We start from the raw sequence: 16,525 nt of genomic DNA, 5'->3' as shown, positions 1-16,525 counted from the left end.
GATTAGGGACATCATTAAACTGATCATCAAAGTTAAGCAAATAAACAATGATGATATTGGCTGCTATCAGCATACTATCTTCGAAAGAAGCGATTCACCTTATTTACGATATACATTAGAATACAATGCATATACACTAAGGGGTAAGCAATTACCGATACGAATTTCATTTCGTACGTTTTAAAGCTTTTAGCCAATCAATGAGGTCATTTACGGTTTTGCTATTTAATTCATAATAGATAAATTTACCATCACGTTCATCTAGGATGAGATCAGCTTCTTTTAAAACTGCAAGATGATGAGAAATCGTGGCATTGGTGCTGGAAAACTGTGAGACAATTTCACCTGCACTTTTTTTATGATCCTTAACTAGAAGGATAATTGCTCTTCTGGTTGGGTCACTTAAAGCTTTAAATGCTTCCTGAACTTGCACCTAACATACCCTCTTTCATTTTGAAATCTATCTAAATGTAGTATAAGCTAGCTCCATACTAATGTCAAATGATTTAAGTAATGATGCAAAAGGATTGATGAGGCTTTTTTTGGTAAATATGGTATCTTTTTAATGGCCGCGTCAGTAAGATGCAGCAGATCAAAGAATCGATGTAAAACAAACAAGGCAAAACGTTTTCCTAAAAGGGCTGTGAAATCATCGTACTTAAGTAATCAGCAACTGGTACTACGATAGTTCCTATGGTAGAATTTCTAGTAAAGCATTATGAAATATGATAAAATGAAAAAGCAATAAGGAGTGATACTGCATGCGTAAGAAAAAGCCAAAGAAACCATTAAAAAAATGGCAGAAGATCCTATACGATATTTTATTTTTAATTGCCTTGGGCGTCTTTATCTATTCCGGGTATCAGCTCTTTCATATATACTCTCAAAATCATGCGGAAGAAAAAGAGAAAATAGAGCTACAACAATTGAGTAATATACCAGATGATCTAGAAAAAGATTTTACGGTGAATTGGAAGGCTTTAAAAAAGAAAAATGATGAAATATTAGCCTGGATACTCATACCGGATACCAATATCAATTACCCTATCGTAAAAGGAAGTGATAATTCCTTTTATCTGACACATTCGTTTGAAAAGAAAGCGAACTATGCTGGTGCCATTTTCATGGATTATCAGGCAGATGGGAAATTTAAAGATCGTAATACCATTATCTATGGACATAATATGTGGCATAAGACGATGTTTACAGATATTGAAAAATTCAAAGAAAAAGCATTTTTTGATAAACATCCGTATTTATATATTTTTACACCTCAGCAAAATTATCGATGTGAAATTTTCAGTATCCATTCAGCCAAAGATCTTTCGGCATCGTATGATCTAAACTATCCGACAAAGGAAAGCTGGCAACAATATTTAAATATGGTTGAAGGATTATCCGATTTTAAACGGAATGTAAAGCTAAATACTCAAGATCATATCGTGACTTTATCAACATGTTCCTATGAAGAGGGAAATTCCACAGATCTGCGTTATCTTCTTCATGCTAAACTGGTTAAATGGGATGGCAGCTATAAGGTGAAAAAAGGGAAGTAGATGCTAACTGCTTCATCAAATAGCAAAAAGAGATTAAAAAGTAATGAAGCTGTTTTTACATAGATGATAATTAGAAAATGATAAGCAAAAAGTAGCGTTGCTACTTTTTCTTTTCCTTTGTGCATACAATGAAGGGAAGGTGGTGGCGCTATGTTTTCTAAAAAATGCAGACTATTGACTTTGGAAATCATGGTCTTACTTATCATAGGCATTGTTATGGTTGGCAGCAGTTCGAGAGTTTGGGCAGCCGCGAAGTTCCAGGACGCAACATATTTCATGAGTCGTCAGGCGGTATTTGCCTTGCTTGGTCTATTTGTGATGTATGTTGCCAGCCGCATATCATTAGTGCATGTGCGCCGCTATGCCAAACGCTTATTTCTTTTATGTGTTGTCGCATTAATATTGGTATTGATTCCAGGTGTGGGTGTCTTGCGTAATGGTAGTCGTAGTTGGTTCGGTGTTGGTTCTTTTCTTATCCAGCCTTCAGAGTTTTTTAAGATTGCCATTATCATTTATGTAGCAGATTATCTGGCAAAGCGCTATCGTATCAAAAGCTTTCGTAAAGACTTGTTTTTTCCCGCTTTTCTGGTAATGATTGGTTTTGGCTTGATCTTATTGCAACCTGATTTTGGCAGTGGCTTGGTTATGGTCTGCTCAATTGTTATCATGGTGTTAGCGGCCGATTCTCCTTTATCTTATTTCGTACGCGTAGGTATTTTAGGCGCCGGAGGTTTGGGTGGCTTGATTTTAAGCGCACCTTATCGATTGGCACGAATTACATCGTTTATTGATCCTTGGAAAGATCCTTTAGGAGCTGGTTTTCAGATTATACAATCCCTTTTCGCTATTGCACCTGGGGGGATTTTAGGTGTTGGTTTTGATAATAGCATGCAGAAGCATTTTTATTTGCCCGAACCGCAAACAGATTTCATCTTTGCTATCTATGCGGAAGAATTTGGCTTTATCGGCAGCGTCTTACTAATTGGCTTATTTATAGCTGTTATTTATCAGGGAGTTAAAATTGCTAAAAATTGTACAGATCCATATTTATGCTATATTGCTATTGGTCTTACCTCCCTGTTTGCTATTCAGGTCATGATCAATCTTGGTGTAGTTGTCGGGTTGTTTCCAGTAACTGGGATTACGCTTCCTTTTATCTCCTATGGAGGCAGTTCTTTAATGGTTATGATGGGGAGTATGGGACTGCTTATGAGTATCGCAAAGGAAAGTTGAAAAAAGCGAATTTTATTTAAAAATACGGTATGAACATGGTATAATAAATCACAGGGAGTGATGACATGAGATTACTGATAGCAACCGGTGGAACGGGAGGTCACATATATCCGGCCATTGCGCTGGCAGATGCGGCAAAAAAACGCTATGACGATATTGACATTTTGTTTGTTGGAAATGATGATCGTATGGAGGCGAAAGAAGTACCTGCACACGGCTATCAATTTAAAGGTCTGCATGCAAGCGGTTTAACAGGTGGTATTGTCAATAAGATGAAGGCATTATTGCTGATGGCAAAGGCCTATCGCAAGGCACTCCGTATCATAGAAGATTTTAAACCTGACATTGCCATTGGTTTTGGTGGTTATGTAAGTGCACCGGTAATGCTGGCTGCACATAAAAAGCATGTAAAAACGATGATACATGAGCAAAATTCCATTGTTGGTGTATCGAATAAAATGGTGGCAAATTATATGGATGCCATCGTAATCTGTTATGAAAAATGCTTTGAAGAATTTGGCAGAGAAAAAACAAGATTGTTAGGAAATCCACGGGCAACCAATGCTGTCCAGGTTAAATTTGATGAGGCATATTATCGTTCTTTAGGTCTGTCAATGGATAAGCCGCTGATTTTGGTGGTTATGGGATCTTTAGGTTCTTCTTCCATCAATGCCATTATGAAAGATGTCTTACCTAAGATCGACAACAAATATCAAATCTTGTTTGTCAGCGGAAAAAACAATTATGAAGAAATGAAGAGCGTTTTTCCACAGGATAACATTAAGGTTGTAGACTATGTAAAACAATTGGATATCATTGCTAAGGTGGATCTGATCATATGTCGTGCTGGAGCAACGACGGCTGCTGAAATCACAGCATTGGGAACACCAAGCATATTAATTCCAAGCCCTTACGTAGCACACAATCACCAATTTTATAATGCCAGTGTGCTGGTTGAAAAAAAAGCAGCATATATGATAGAAGAAAAAGATTTGAATGCAACAGTATTGGATGAAAAAATCAAATTGATTATGGATCATCCGGCAATAAAGGAAGAGATGCATCAGCATGCGTTGGCGCTCGGTAAGCCCAATGCCAGCAGTGATATTTTAGACTGGTGCGATGAAATGAAAAGGTGAAATATAACATGACATTGAAAGAAAAATTACAGCCCTATGCGGATGTGGAAGTCAATGTGTCTTTAAAAACACGTACAACCTTTCGCATTGGTGGGAACTGCAGTTATTTTATATACCCCAAAAATGAGCTTTGCCTGTTAAGAGTTATGGACATCTTAAAGGATGAAGAAATGCCGATAAAGATTTTTGGCAAAGGTAGCAATATTTTATGCAGCGATGATGACTATGATGGCGTGATTCTCTGTCTGGATCGCTATTTTACGGATTTTTATTTTGAAGAGGATGGCAGTTGTTTGGTGCAAGCAGGTACGAGCATCATCTTGTTGGCACATGAGGCTATGAAGCGTTCTTTAAGCGGTTTGGAATTTGCCAGTGGCATCCCCGGAACGATTGGCGGCGCTTTGTTTATGAATGCCGGTGCTTATAAGAGTGATATGGCAGGCATTGTCCAAGAGGTTTATGTACTGAAAGAACATACGATCTGCATTATGCGTAAGGATGAATTAGACTATGCCTATCGTCATTCTATTTTTCAACAGCATCGAGACTGGTTGATCTTAGGATGCCGTTTGCAATTACAGGAAGGCGATCAAAAGGAGATTCGTGATGTTATGGATTCACGGCGAAAACGTCGTATGGATTCACAACCTTTAAATAAGCCATGTGCTGGCAGTGTGTTCCGTAATCCTGAAAGCCATCAGGCTTGGCAGTTGATTGAGAGTATCGGCATGCGAGGAAAACGCATCGGTGGAGCTATGGTTTCTGAAAAACACGCAAACTTTATCGTGAATGAAGATAATGCCAAAGCCAATGATGTGGCGGCATTGGTAGAAGAAATTCAAAAAGAAGTCAAGGAACGTTTCGACATTGATTTAATTACGGAAGTAGAGAAATTCAATTGGAACAATTAGATGAGCTGCTTTACGATGATGTCGAAGCGAAATACCTGGCTCTGCAAAATAAAAAGAAAAAACGTAAAAAGCGGCGCAGAAAACGGCGACTTGTGATTGCTGGTGCTATACTTTTAGTGGCATCCTTGTATTTTATGAGTGATATTTCTAAGGTGAAATCATTAGAAGTAAAAGGTAATCGCTTTTATACGAAAGAAGATGTCTTGAAAAAAGCGCATCTTTCCTATGAAACACGATATATGATCACACCGAAATGCTACCTTTCTTGGAAATTGAAAAAAGACGATTTCATTGAAGATGTGGAAATTGAGAAAAGCATGGATGGCGTGATTGCTATTGAAATCAAAGAAAAACTGGTCATTGGTTACTTTGTCGAAGGTGAAAAGAATTATGTTTTATTGAAAGATGGCTCACAGAAGGAAATAACCAGTGAAAACCTTGACACCATAGTCAACTACCCATTGATTGATGGTTTTTCCAACAAAGAAAGGAAAAACTTAGCTGCTGCATTTGCTAAAAATAAAAAAGAGGTTAGTCAGGATATCGTATCTATGATTTCTGAGATTACACCGCATGCTGAAAGTTACGATAAGCATATGGTGAAAATCGTGATGCAGGATGGCAATACGATCTATACCTCCTATGATTCCGTATTTATCCTTAATTCTTATAAACAGACTTTAAAAAATTTGAAAAAAGATCATGTCTGCTTTGTCATGGATGCGAATACGGAAACCTACATAACGGAAGACTGTAAAGCCTTTAAGTAAGAATTTTAAGGTATTTGAGAATCTTTCTTGGATTTCCAAGGGGATTTTGATATAATAATGAGGATATAAGGAGGAATTTTATGTCAATCTCTAAAAGTACACAGTACGGAAATATCAATGTTTCCATCGACGCAATCGCCTCACTTGCCGGTGGTGTTGTAACCGAATGCTATGGCGTAGTCGGTATGGCATCCCAAAAATTTGTGAAGGATGGAATCGCAGAATTACTAAAGAAGGATAATTATGCCAAAGGTGTTGTTGTTCGTCAGCTGGATAACAATGACTTGGAATTGGATTTATATATCATCGTATCTTACGGCGTGAAGATTAGTGAAATCGTTCATGAGGTGCAGATGCGTGTGAAATACATGTTGGAAAAAAATCTGGAATTAGACTTTAAGAAAGTTAATGTCTATGTGCAAGATGTCAAGGTTATAAAGTAGGTAGAGAACTATGGAAATGATCAATGGAAAATTGTTGAAAGACATGTTGGCAAGCGGTGCCAATAATTTGTCAAATAAGTTTACGGAAATCGATGCATTAAATGTGTTCCCTGTGCCTGATGGTGATACAGGAACGAACATGTCGCTGACGTTTAATGCGGGCGTAAAGGATGCTTTAGCATGCACTAGCGATGATGTGTGCGATATTGCAAAAGTATTATCAAAAGGGTTATTAATGGGAGCAAGAGGAAATTCCGGAGTTATTACTTCGCAGATTTTCCGCGGTTTATATCAGGGTGTAGATGGCATGAAGGAAATCAACGGTTTCCAATTAGCAAATGCGCTGGTTATGGGTTCTCGTGTTGCCTATAAAGCGGTCATGCGACCTGTAGAAGGAACTATTTTAACTGTAGTACGTGAAGCTGCTGATTACACATATGCATATGCAACCTCAACGCAAGATGTGACTTGCTTACAAGTTATGGAAAAAATGCTGGAGGAGGCGAAGGAGTCTTTAGAGAGAACGCCTGATCTTTTGCCGGTATTAAAAGAAGTTGGTGTCGTTGATAGTGGCGGTGCTGGACTTGTTACGATTTTTGAAGGGTTTGTTTCTGCACTGAAAGGTGAAGTTATTGAACGCCAAGAAGCACAGGAAAGTAAAGAAGTTGCCGGTGCTGGTATGGAGAGCGAAGAATTCGGCTACTGTACAGAATTCATCATTCGTTTATCAGAGCATGGCGCTAGAAATTTCCAAGAAGAAGCATTACGTGATTCACTTGCACGAATTGGTAATTCTATTGTATGCGTGCGTGATGATGATATCGTTAAAGTACATGTACATACCTTGACTCCTGGAGATGCCTTAAATATGGGACAGCGTTATGGTGAATTTGCAAAACTTAAGGTAGAAAACATGCAGGAGCAGCATGAAAATATCATGATGAATGCAACGGTAGAAGAGAAACCAAAAGAAGAAAAACCAAAACAGAAGTATGCAATTATTACGGTTGCAGCAGGGGATGGTTTGAAAGATATGTTTAAAGAACTGCGTGCTGATTATGTTATCAGTGGTGGGCAGACGATGAATCCTTCTACCGAAGATTTTGTACAAGCCATTCATCAAGTGAACGCAGAAAATATCTTCTTATTGCCAAATAACAGCAATATTATTTTAGCAGCACAACAGGCCGCAAGTGTCTGTGAGGATCTGAATGTGGAAGTCATTCCATCAAAATCCATTCCTCAAGGATTAAGTGCATGTATCATGTTTAATCCTGATGTGGATTTCGATATGAACCTGGCTGAAATGAATGATGCCATCAGTATGGTAAAAACCGGTCAAGTTACGTATGCCATCAAGGATACGACATTTGAAGGATTAGATATCAAAGCTGGCGATTACATGGGCTTAAAAGAAAAAGACATTGTTGTATCATTACCAGATAAAATGGAAGTAACACGACAGTTACTGGATATGATGATTGATGGAGAAAGTGAAATCGTGACGCTTGTTTATGGCGAGGATGTCAACGAAGAAGAAGCAAATGAGATTGCTAGTTATATTGAAGATAAATACGATGTTGAGGTAGAACTCAACAATGGCATGCAGCCGGTATATTCGTTTATAATTGGTGTCGAGTAGAATACTACTCGAAGTAACAACGTATTAAACATAGGGAAAAGAGGCTGTAACGAAATAGACTGAATTGACAAGTCTATGAGATTACACCTCTTTTTTCTATGCCTCGTTCTGGAAACATCAACAAAGGAAACCAAGAGGTAGTATTCCTCTGCCAGGTGATATCATCTTTTTCGATTGGGAAAATGCTGGTGTTAGTGATCATGTTGGAATCGTGGAACGTGTTGATAATAATACTATTTATACGATTAAAGGCAATTTCATCTATGAGTAATTATAAAATTAATAGCAGAATTATTTATGGATACGAAGCTATCAAAAATGAATGAAGACTTTTTCGCTCATTCTACATAGTTTAAGAAAACTCATATAATTTCTGATCTGTAATATTCTGCTTAAATTTATTCTATAAACACCATACTGTTATCTATTTTGGGTAGTAGCTTTTTTAGTTCAGCTAATTCAAATATGGAAATAATTAACACTGACTCTATAATGAAGATGTGAGATAATTAAAAATTGAATTACCAGAATAGGAGGAATTATTTAATGAAAAAATATGGTTATGTAAGAGTCTCTACAAGAGATCAAAATATCGATAGACAGATGTCTGCTATGCTAGAAATAGGAATTGATAAAAAGAAAATATTTATTGATAAATTATCAGGTAAAGATTTTAATCGCCCCAAATATAAGCAATTAGTAAATCGGCTTACAATGGGTGATGAACTTTATATCAAATCTATTGATCGATTAGGTAGGGACTACGATGAAATCATTGAACAATGGCGTTTTCTGACAAAAATAAAGGATGTGGATATTATTGTATTGGATTTCCCTCTTTTAGATACAAGAAATCAGGTCAACGGCGTTACAGGGAAATTTATTGCAGATTTAGTATTACAAATTCTTTCTTATGTGGCACAGATTGAACGTGAAAACATTCGTCAACGTCAGATGGAAGGTATCAAGGAAGCCAAAATAAAAGGTATTCAATTTGGGAGACCTGCAAATGATTTACCGGAAAGATTTACAGAAGTATATAATTTATGGAAAGCCAAGCAGATAAGTCAACGTGAAGCGGGAAGATTGCTTAATACCAATCATGTTACATTCGGTCGCTGGGTGAAACGAGTAGAAAAACTTAATAAATAGTGAGAGTGTAAAATAAGATCGTATGACTTAATGATACGCAGTTTTTTACAATCCATAGAGGATGCAGATGAAGCACTCAAGGAACTTTTTGATCCTATATTTGAATCATTGTTCCAAGGTGAAATGAATCATCATTTAGGATACGAAAATGATGATAAAGATTATAAACAAAGGCAGAATCGCAGAGATGGATATAGTCAAAAAACTGATCATACTACAAAGGGAGATATCACGATCGTTACACCAAGAGATCGTGATGGCTCTTTTGAAGCACAGATGATATCAAAACGATAAAGAGATGTTTCAGGAATAAAAGATAAAGTATTGGCGTTGTACATGAGGAATGAGTCAACGTGATATATCAAAAACAATAGAAGATATCTATGGATTTTCAATTTCTCATGAAATGGTATCCGATATTACAGATGTCATACTACCAGAACTAGAAGAAAGGCGAAATAGACCCTTGAAGAAGTGCTATGCCTTCTTGTTTATAGATGGTATGTATGTAACATTGCGTAATGGCTATGAGGCGAAAGAATGCGTTGTATACACGATATTAGGCTACGATTTGAATGGATATAAAGATATCCTTGGATTATGGCTTAGTGAAAGTAAGAGTAAGAATTATTGGATGCAGATATTTGATGAATGAAAGCACGAGGATTAGAAGATGTTTTCTTTATGTAGATGGATGGGGTTAGTGTACTTAAGGATGGCGCAAAAGCCAACTTCGGATGTGATCGTACAGCGAGCATCGTCCACTTGATACGAAACTCAATAAAGTATGTACCAAGTAAAGATTTTAAAACATATACTTCCCATCTTAAGAAAGTATATGGAGTGCCAAGCCTTAAAACTTGTCAAGCAGAGTTTGAAAAATTCCAACATGCATGATCACAATATCCAGGAGCAGTGGACGTATGGCGGCGTAATTTTAGTTATGAAACAACTGTTCGATTATGGGAGTGCCGTAAGAAAAGTAATGTATACGACGAATGCGATCGAGGCAATCAATTCCAGTTTCCGCAAAGTGACGATAAAAGGCGCCTTTCCAAACGAGAACGCCTTATACAAATTACTATATTTACGTTGTACAGAACTTGAAAATAAATGGGAGAATGGTACCATCCGCAGTTGGTCACAAGTATTAAATCAACTCATGATCAATGACAAGTTTAGCTCTCGCATTGAGAAATATCTAAAGTGATTATATTTTACTTACACACTTTTCTTGACAAACCTGCTACCTTCCTTAATTTTAAATTTTACACATTGTTATCGACAAGCCTAATAGATGTTTAATTATTTTTTTATGGTGCACACTTTTCGTGACAAACCCTAAATAGTTAAATTTTAGATTTTTTGGAATAAAAATTACACATTTAGTTCCATCTTTTTTTATAACTAATAATTCCTAAAATTCCCATCCTTATGTCATATTTCCATTTTATCATCCTTGAAACGAAAAGTGTGCTTTCTTTACCATCTACAAATTCGATACTTATAATTTTACTTAAAAAAGTTTTCAGTAAAATTCCTAATATGTCTAAATAGTAATTTATCGCTAGAAATATATTAGTGAAAAAAAGGGAAAGGAGGTTGTTATATAGAAAAATGGAAATACAGACAGATTGTTACCATGGGAGACAATTTGGAATTTTAATAGTCCTTTCTTCTTATCGAAATAAAAAGGGATATTGGAAATGTATTTGTCAATGCAAGTGTGGAAAGCAAAAAGAAATTTTCACTAGTAATCTTCTAAAGTGGTGGGACAAAAAGCTGTGGTTATACAAGAGAAAATCCGAATCTGATTGAGGGTACGAATTTATGTCTAATCCGAGTTGAAAACTCTCGAAAAGTAATACAAGTGGTGTAAGAGGAATGTCCCCTACTCGAAATGGTAAATGGATTGCTAAATCACATTTCAGGGAAAGTGATATTTTCTTGGAACATATGCAACAATTGATGAAGCAGAAAAAGCAAGAAAAAAGGCGAAGAGAAATATTTTAAGCCATTTCTTGAAGGTATGGAAAAGAATAATTGAAAGGAAATTGAAAAAAGAAATTATGCCTATAGCTCTGTCAGGTGGGATAACACTATCTGAATTTGGAAACGATGTGCTGTATGAAGTATTCATTGACATTAAAGAAGTGAATGCTATTAATGAATAGGAAGTAACTAAATTTAGTGTTTGTGTTGCTAAGCCATTTTGGCATACAATCAGGAAAACAAAAACAGATAATTTGAAATGGTTCATTATATGTAAATAAGGAGAGAATAAGTGTGAAAGAAAATCAAAAATATAGCAATTTAATAGACTTGAAACAATTTTCATACAATACTTTTGCTTACATGTAGTGAGGGAATGGAGGAAATATGAATAATTAATGATGAAATTGTAATAGAAACATGGCGAGAGACTGAGTCAGAATTAGAAATTATTGTGTTAGGGTTAGAAGAAAAAGAGCTGAAAACAAAAGGATCATTGAATGGCGATATTAAAGTTTCGTTACCAATTAATACACAGTTCTGGGAAGCAGATGTACGTTATGAAGTATTAGAAGAAGGAAAAGTTAGTATCTCTGATATAGATAAATTTGTTTCACAATCTAGTAATCCCAAAATATTGTAAATAGATAGTGTGACATATGGTAGCATAACCTATTTAATTACACAAGTAGAACATTTGGCTGTAACTGGATATGAAACAGTAATAATGACTAATGTGAATACATTTTCAAATCGACCTTCAGGTAACTGAGATTAGGCTAGAGTGAAAAGAATCTTTCCAAACGTAACGAAATCAAATCAAGAGATGATTTTATGTTTTTTAAGAATCGTTTTCATACCTTAGATTTAGAAAACATTACTTCTTTACCTGTTCAAATGTTTTATGTGTTTAGTAAATTGTAAGAAGTTTCATTACCCAAAGTAACAGTGGTTGAAAAAGCCGATTAGGAACTAATACCTTTATGGAAACCCCAATTGAAATAGTTAATATGCCTTCCCTTTTAAAAGTAGGAAATAAAATGTTTTAGACGGTAATTTTTTAAAAACTATTACAATACCATATGTACAAGAGGTAGAGGAATTAGAGTTTTATAGAGCCAATGTGCTAGAGGTTGTCGACTTACTGTTGGTGAAGAAAGTTGGGAAAAACGCATTTCGTGTTTTAAGTAATCTAAAAGAAATCAAGATGCGGGAAGTTGAAGAGTTAGAGAATTTTGAAAAAAGTAGAAGAGAAAAAGGGCTTTTCCAATTCGAAGATTGGGTACTTTATGAATAAAGAATTAAGAAAGAATCTAATATCTTTTTGATGCCGTTCATTATTTATTCTGAATCACGAATATATTAGAAAAAACACATAAAATAAAGAACAATGTTTTATATAAGGAGAGAAAGAGAGATGCAATTATGAAGAAAATATTTAGAGTCATGCCAATATTATTACTTTTAGTTAGTTTAATAACGTTTGCAATACCCCAAAATAAAGTGTTTGCAAATAATGACAACATTGCTTTTGGTGAGAATGAAGCTTCAAATTATGTGGTTCATACAACGATGGAATCAGATAAACAAGCAGTTGCAATTGATATTAAAATAGAAGCAAAAGAGAATATCAATATACAGAAGGTAACTTTACCGGATAAAAGTGAAGTTTCTTTAGTAAATTCAAGCATCACTTATCGTGCGTTAGAAAATGGTACATATGTATTTACTGTGTATTATACAAAAACAGAGGGCACTAGTTCTGAGGTCATTAATGATAAAAATCAAACAAATGAAATTTTGACAGTGGATATTACAGTAGATGTGGATGATATTGAAAAATTAATAGAGAAAGAATCATCTGAAAATATTGAAAAGAGTAAAGTTGATCAAGAAAAAGTTGCTCAAGAAAAAGTTGCTCAAGAAAAGTTAAATAAGGAAAATGTGTTAAAAGAAACAAAAATTGAAGATTCAGTACAGGTTTCTACATGGGCAGAGTTAGAGACAGCACTACTAAATAAAGATAATATTTTTATAGAAATAACAAAGGATATTGAAATAGAAGATGAAATCCTTATACAGAATGGAAGAACGGTGCATTTTACTGGTGTCGGCAGGCTGGTCCGTTCTGAAAAGCTTGATAAATCATTGCATATGATAAATATAGAAGAAGGAGGAAATGTGTATATAGAGGGTATTACTATTGATGGTAATAATGTTGGTGATCGATTTATGAACATGAAAAGAGTTGCCACTGCAATAGAAATATCAGGAAAACTTACATTAGTATCTGGAACAATTACTCGACACACCTGCTATGTGATTCATATGCAGGGAAAAAATGCTGAATTTCATATGCAAGGAGGCATTATTACTGAGAACGAAGCTTCTTCTGGTTTATTAATAGAAGATCATGCTACCTTTATAATGGATGGGGGAGAAATCACAAAAAACTCCTTTGATAATTGGTCAGATATGGAAGAAAATGGAATTTATTTATTAAATGGAAGTAAGTTTATATTAAATAATGGATACATCACAAATAATATATGCGATGGATTAATGAGTGGAATTGTTAATGTTAGTGGTGGTCGAAGTAATCGAGATGAAGATGCTGCAAGTTTCGTTATGAATGGGGGAGAAATTTCCAATAATTATAGTAATAGAACAGCTGGAGGAGTAACTGTTGGTACTTGGTTAGATCCTGATTATATAACAGTTGCTAACTTTCAAATGAATGGTGGTAAAATATCCAATAATACTTCTAGATTCAGTGGTGGAGGAGTTTTTATTTTATGTAATGGTGAATTTGAGATGAATAATGGGGAAATCATAAATAATCAAGCTCCTATGGGAGGCGGAGTCTCAGCATTTGATGCTTTTGTTGCGATGGGGGCAGGTGATGCTGGTTTTGATATAAATGATTGGGGCACTAAGTATAATTGTCCTGCTGCATTCACTATGAATGGTGGTGTGATATCCGGGAATAGCACAAATGACGCCATTCAAGCAGATGCTACACAAGGTACAGGTGGTGGTGTTTATGTCGCTTCGAATAAAGTGACATTGAATGCTGGCAAAATAACTAATAATAAGGCAGAAGATCAAGGTGGTGGTGTATATGTTGGAAGTATTCCTTATGAACTTCATATGTATAATACCTTGATTACAGATAATGATGCAACTTTATTAGGAGGAGGGATATGGTCTTGTCCTACTGGTAGTGTACAAATTCATGTGAATAATGGAGGGGCATTGTTTGATAATAATGCCTTGACAAATGCAGCAGGAGATGATTATGTGTCTGTTCCAAGAAGTGATAAGTATATTACAACACTTGCTGAGAGAATGCTAGGGGGAGGCAGTGTTACATATTATGAAGATGGAAAGGTTTTAGAATTAGGAGTATTAGGAAAACCAGATCCATCCGTCTCTCGATTTGATCCTGCAAATCCTGGGGAACCAATAAAAAATATTAGTAATAGTAAAGAAACATATGCTTTGAAAGTTGATACGACACAGAATGCAAAAGAAATAGCAAAGGATGCAGCCAAGCTAATTATTTCAGGAAATACTTCTGTAAGAGGTGGTGGAATAGGAACAAATGGAAGTGTCGTTATTGGAGAAGAAGAGAATAATCAAACCATTCATGTAGAGAAACAATGGGCAACTATAGATGGAAAAACACCGACAGTAAAAGTAGACCTAATTCGTATTGATCAAAATGGGAATAGAACAATTCTTGATACAGTAGAATTAAATGAAACGAATAATTGGAAGGTAACATTTAACCATTTACCGTTGCAATATACTTATGATGTTGGAGAACATGCAATGGAAGGATATAGAGCAACATATGAGAAAGTTGTGAGCGAAAATGAAATATCTATAATTATTAAGAATACACAGAGTACCATCGAAAAAAAAGTAACAAAAGTCTGGAATGATAGTAATAACCAAGATGGAATACGACCAAATGAAGTAAAGGTACAACTTTTAGCTAACGGAAAGGCCTTTGGTGAAGTGCTCACAATGAATGAAAAAAGTAATTGGAGTGCTACTTGGAAAGATCTTCCAAAATATGAATCAGGAAAAGAAATTGAATATACTATAAAAGAACTAGATACAATTTCTGGATATGAAAGTAAGATAGAAAGTGATAAGGATGGAAACTTTATTTTAACAAATACACATGCTGTCGAACTTATCAATAAAACTGTAGCGAAGATTTGGAATGATAGTAACAATCAAGATGGAATACGACCAAATGAAGTAAAGGTACAACTTTTAGCTAATGGAAAGGCCTTCGGGGAAGTGCTCACACTGAATGAAAAAAGTAATTGGAGTGCTTCTTGGAAAGATCTTCCAAAGTTTGAATCAGGAAAAGATATAAATTATTCTATAAAAGAAGTAACAATTTCTGATGGTTATACAAGTAAAACCGAGATTGATAAGGATGGAAACTTTATTTTAACAAATACACATGCTGTCGAACTTATTAATAAAACTGTAGCGAAGATTTGGAATGATAGTAATAACCAAGATGGAATACGACCAAATGAAGTAAAGGTACAACTTTTAGCTAATGGAAAGGCCTTCGGGGAAGTGCTCACACTGATTGAAAAAAATAATTGGAGTTCTTCTTGGAAAGATCTTCCAAAGTATGAATCAGGAAAAGAAATTGAATATACTATAAAAGAACTAGATACAATTTCTGGATATGAAAGTAAGATAGAAAGTGATAAGGATGGAAACTTTATTTTAACAAATACACATACTGTCAAACTTATTCATAAAACTGTAGCGAAGATTTGGAATGATAGTAATAACCAAGATGGAATACGACCAAATGAAGTAAAGGTACAACTTTTAGCTAATGGAAAGGCCTTCGGGGAAGTGCTCACACTGAATGAAAAAAATAATTGGAGTGCTTCTTGGAAAGATCTTCCAAAGTTTGAATCAGGAAAAGAAATAAATTATTCTATTAAAGAAGTAACAATTTCTGATGGTTATACAAGTAAAACCGAGATTGATAAGAATGGTGATTTCATAATTACAAATACTCATGTGCCAGAATCTCCAATCACTCCTGAAAAACCAGATGAGCCAACAAAACCAAAAGATGAGTATACTCCATCTAATAATAAGGCACCACAAACAGGAGATTTTACAAATGTTTCACTATATTTGGTATTTGTTTCTACATCCATAATTGCCATGTCCTTAATTTTTGTTAAGAAAAGAAAATTAAAAATGAAATAAGATTACATAAAGACTTGAAATAACAATTAAGCATTTTCTGGGAGGCTGACAATATGAAAAAAATTAGCCTATGAAGCATTTAATGATTCATTTACAGCATATGGTATCCTCATTAATAAAAAGGTGTATATGCTTATTAATCAGCAGCATCAGCTTTTGCACAGGAAGCAGGAGTTTTAGAAAGTTACCTTATGGAATAATAAATAAGGGAGGTTGATGAAATTGGATTTTTCTTCGTTTAATTATAAACGTTAGAAAGAAAATGAATAGTAAAGATTGACATAAAAAACACACCTGAGCTTTTCTTCCTTAGGTGTGTTTTCATTGGGTAATCAAATTTTTTAGGGTTTTTCGCCAGAAATTTAGGGGGCAACTTCAGTGGGATGAAGGAAACAAACAAAGAATTTAAGACCCCTAAAGTTAAA

At 35.1% G+C, this 16,525-nt stretch carries 12 protein-coding genes and 2 pseudogenes; 12 read left to right on the top strand and 2 right to left on the bottom strand.

Annotated elements, in window-relative coordinates; translation table 11 throughout:
• Positions 1-166: 166 nt before the first annotated feature.
• Positions 167-433 (bottom strand): autorepressor SdpR family transcription factor, encoded by a 267-nt coding sequence (locus ACESSZ_RS06280; RefSeq protein WP_008687756.1) that lies wholly within the window; start codon positions 431-433, stop codon positions 167-169.
• A gap of 328 nt (positions 434-761) precedes the next feature.
• Here ACESSZ_RS06280 and srtB point away from each other — a divergent pair, with 328 nt between their 5' ends.
• From srtB to ACESSZ_RS06220, 12 genes and pseudogenes are all read left to right on the top strand, one after another.
• Positions 762-1,556: a class B sortase gene (gene srtB, locus ACESSZ_RS06275; protein ID WP_008687758.1), complete on the top strand. Its 795-nt coding sequence runs from the start codon at positions 762-764 to the stop codon at positions 1,554-1,556.
• 150 nt (positions 1,557-1,706) lie between these two features.
• Positions 1,707-2,789 (top strand): putative lipid II flippase FtsW, encoded by a 1,083-nt coding sequence (ftsW, locus tag ACESSZ_RS06270; RefSeq protein WP_008687760.1) that lies wholly within the window; start codon positions 1,707-1,709, stop codon positions 2,787-2,789.
• Positions 2,790-2,854: 65 nt separating this feature from the next.
• Positions 2,855-3,928: an undecaprenyldiphospho-muramoylpentapeptide beta-N-acetylglucosaminyltransferase gene (gene murG, locus ACESSZ_RS06265; RefSeq protein ID WP_008687762.1), complete on the top strand. Its 1,074-nt coding sequence runs from the start codon at positions 2,855-2,857 to the stop codon at positions 3,926-3,928.
• A gap of 8 nt (positions 3,929-3,936) precedes the next feature.
• Positions 3,937-4,839 (top strand): UDP-N-acetylmuramate dehydrogenase, encoded by a 903-nt coding sequence (gene murB, locus ACESSZ_RS06260; protein WP_008687764.1) that lies wholly within the window; start codon positions 3,937-3,939, stop codon positions 4,837-4,839.
• On the top strand, positions 4,827-5,609 hold the full coding sequence (locus ACESSZ_RS06255) for a cell division protein FtsQ/DivIB (RefSeq protein WP_132224521.1): 783 nt from the start codon (positions 4,827-4,829) through the stop codon (positions 5,607-5,609). Before murB ends, ACESSZ_RS06255 begins: the two co-directional genes overlap by 13 nt.
• A gap of 80 nt (positions 5,610-5,689) precedes the next feature.
• A complete protein-coding gene (locus tag ACESSZ_RS06250) occupies positions 5,690-6,052 on the top strand; it encodes an Asp23/Gls24 family envelope stress response protein (RefSeq protein WP_008687768.1) in 363 nt (120 codons plus the stop codon).
• 10 nt (positions 6,053-6,062) lie between these two features.
• On the top strand, positions 6,063-7,694 hold the full coding sequence (locus ACESSZ_RS06245; protein WP_008687770.1) for a DAK2 domain-containing protein: 1,632 nt from the start codon (positions 6,063-6,065) through the stop codon (positions 7,692-7,694).
• Positions 7,695-7,809: 115 nt separating this feature from the next.
• Positions 7,810-7,965: pseudogene (locus tag ACESSZ_RS06240) on the top strand (CHAP domain-containing protein); the annotation flags it as partial.
• Positions 7,966-8,240: 275 nt separating this feature from the next.
• Entirely contained in the window at positions 8,241-8,846 is a 606-nt protein-coding gene (locus ACESSZ_RS06235) for a recombinase family protein (RefSeq protein ID WP_008687771.1), read from the top strand.
• Positions 8,847-8,894: 48 nt separating this feature from the next.
• Positions 8,895-10,056 (top strand): annotated as a pseudogene (locus ACESSZ_RS06230) (IS256 family transposase); the annotation flags it as partial.
• Positions 10,057-11,292: 1,236 nt separating this feature from the next.
• Positions 11,293-11,481, top strand: a complete 189-nt coding sequence (locus ACESSZ_RS06225; protein WP_128125176.1) for a hypothetical protein — start codon at positions 11,293-11,295, stop codon at positions 11,479-11,481.
• Between the two features lie 782 nt (positions 11,482-12,263).
• Positions 12,264-16,100 (top strand): Cna B-type domain-containing protein, encoded by a 3,837-nt coding sequence (locus ACESSZ_RS06220; RefSeq protein WP_499842715.1) that lies wholly within the window; start codon positions 12,264-12,266, stop codon positions 16,098-16,100.
• 238 nt (positions 16,101-16,338) lie between these two features.
• Here ACESSZ_RS06220 and ACESSZ_RS06215 read toward each other — a convergent pair.
• On the bottom strand, positions 16,339-16,525 hold a 187-nt coding region (locus ACESSZ_RS06215; RefSeq protein ID WP_499842714.1), incomplete at its 5' end, for a hypothetical protein.

The organism is Eubacterium sp. 3_1_31 (assembly GCF_964249515.1).
Classification (GTDB): Bacteria; Bacillota_I; Bacilli_A; order Erysipelotrichales; family Erysipelotrichaceae; genus Longicatena; species Longicatena caecimuris.
This window is presented reverse-complemented; position numbering and strand designations above follow the sequence as displayed.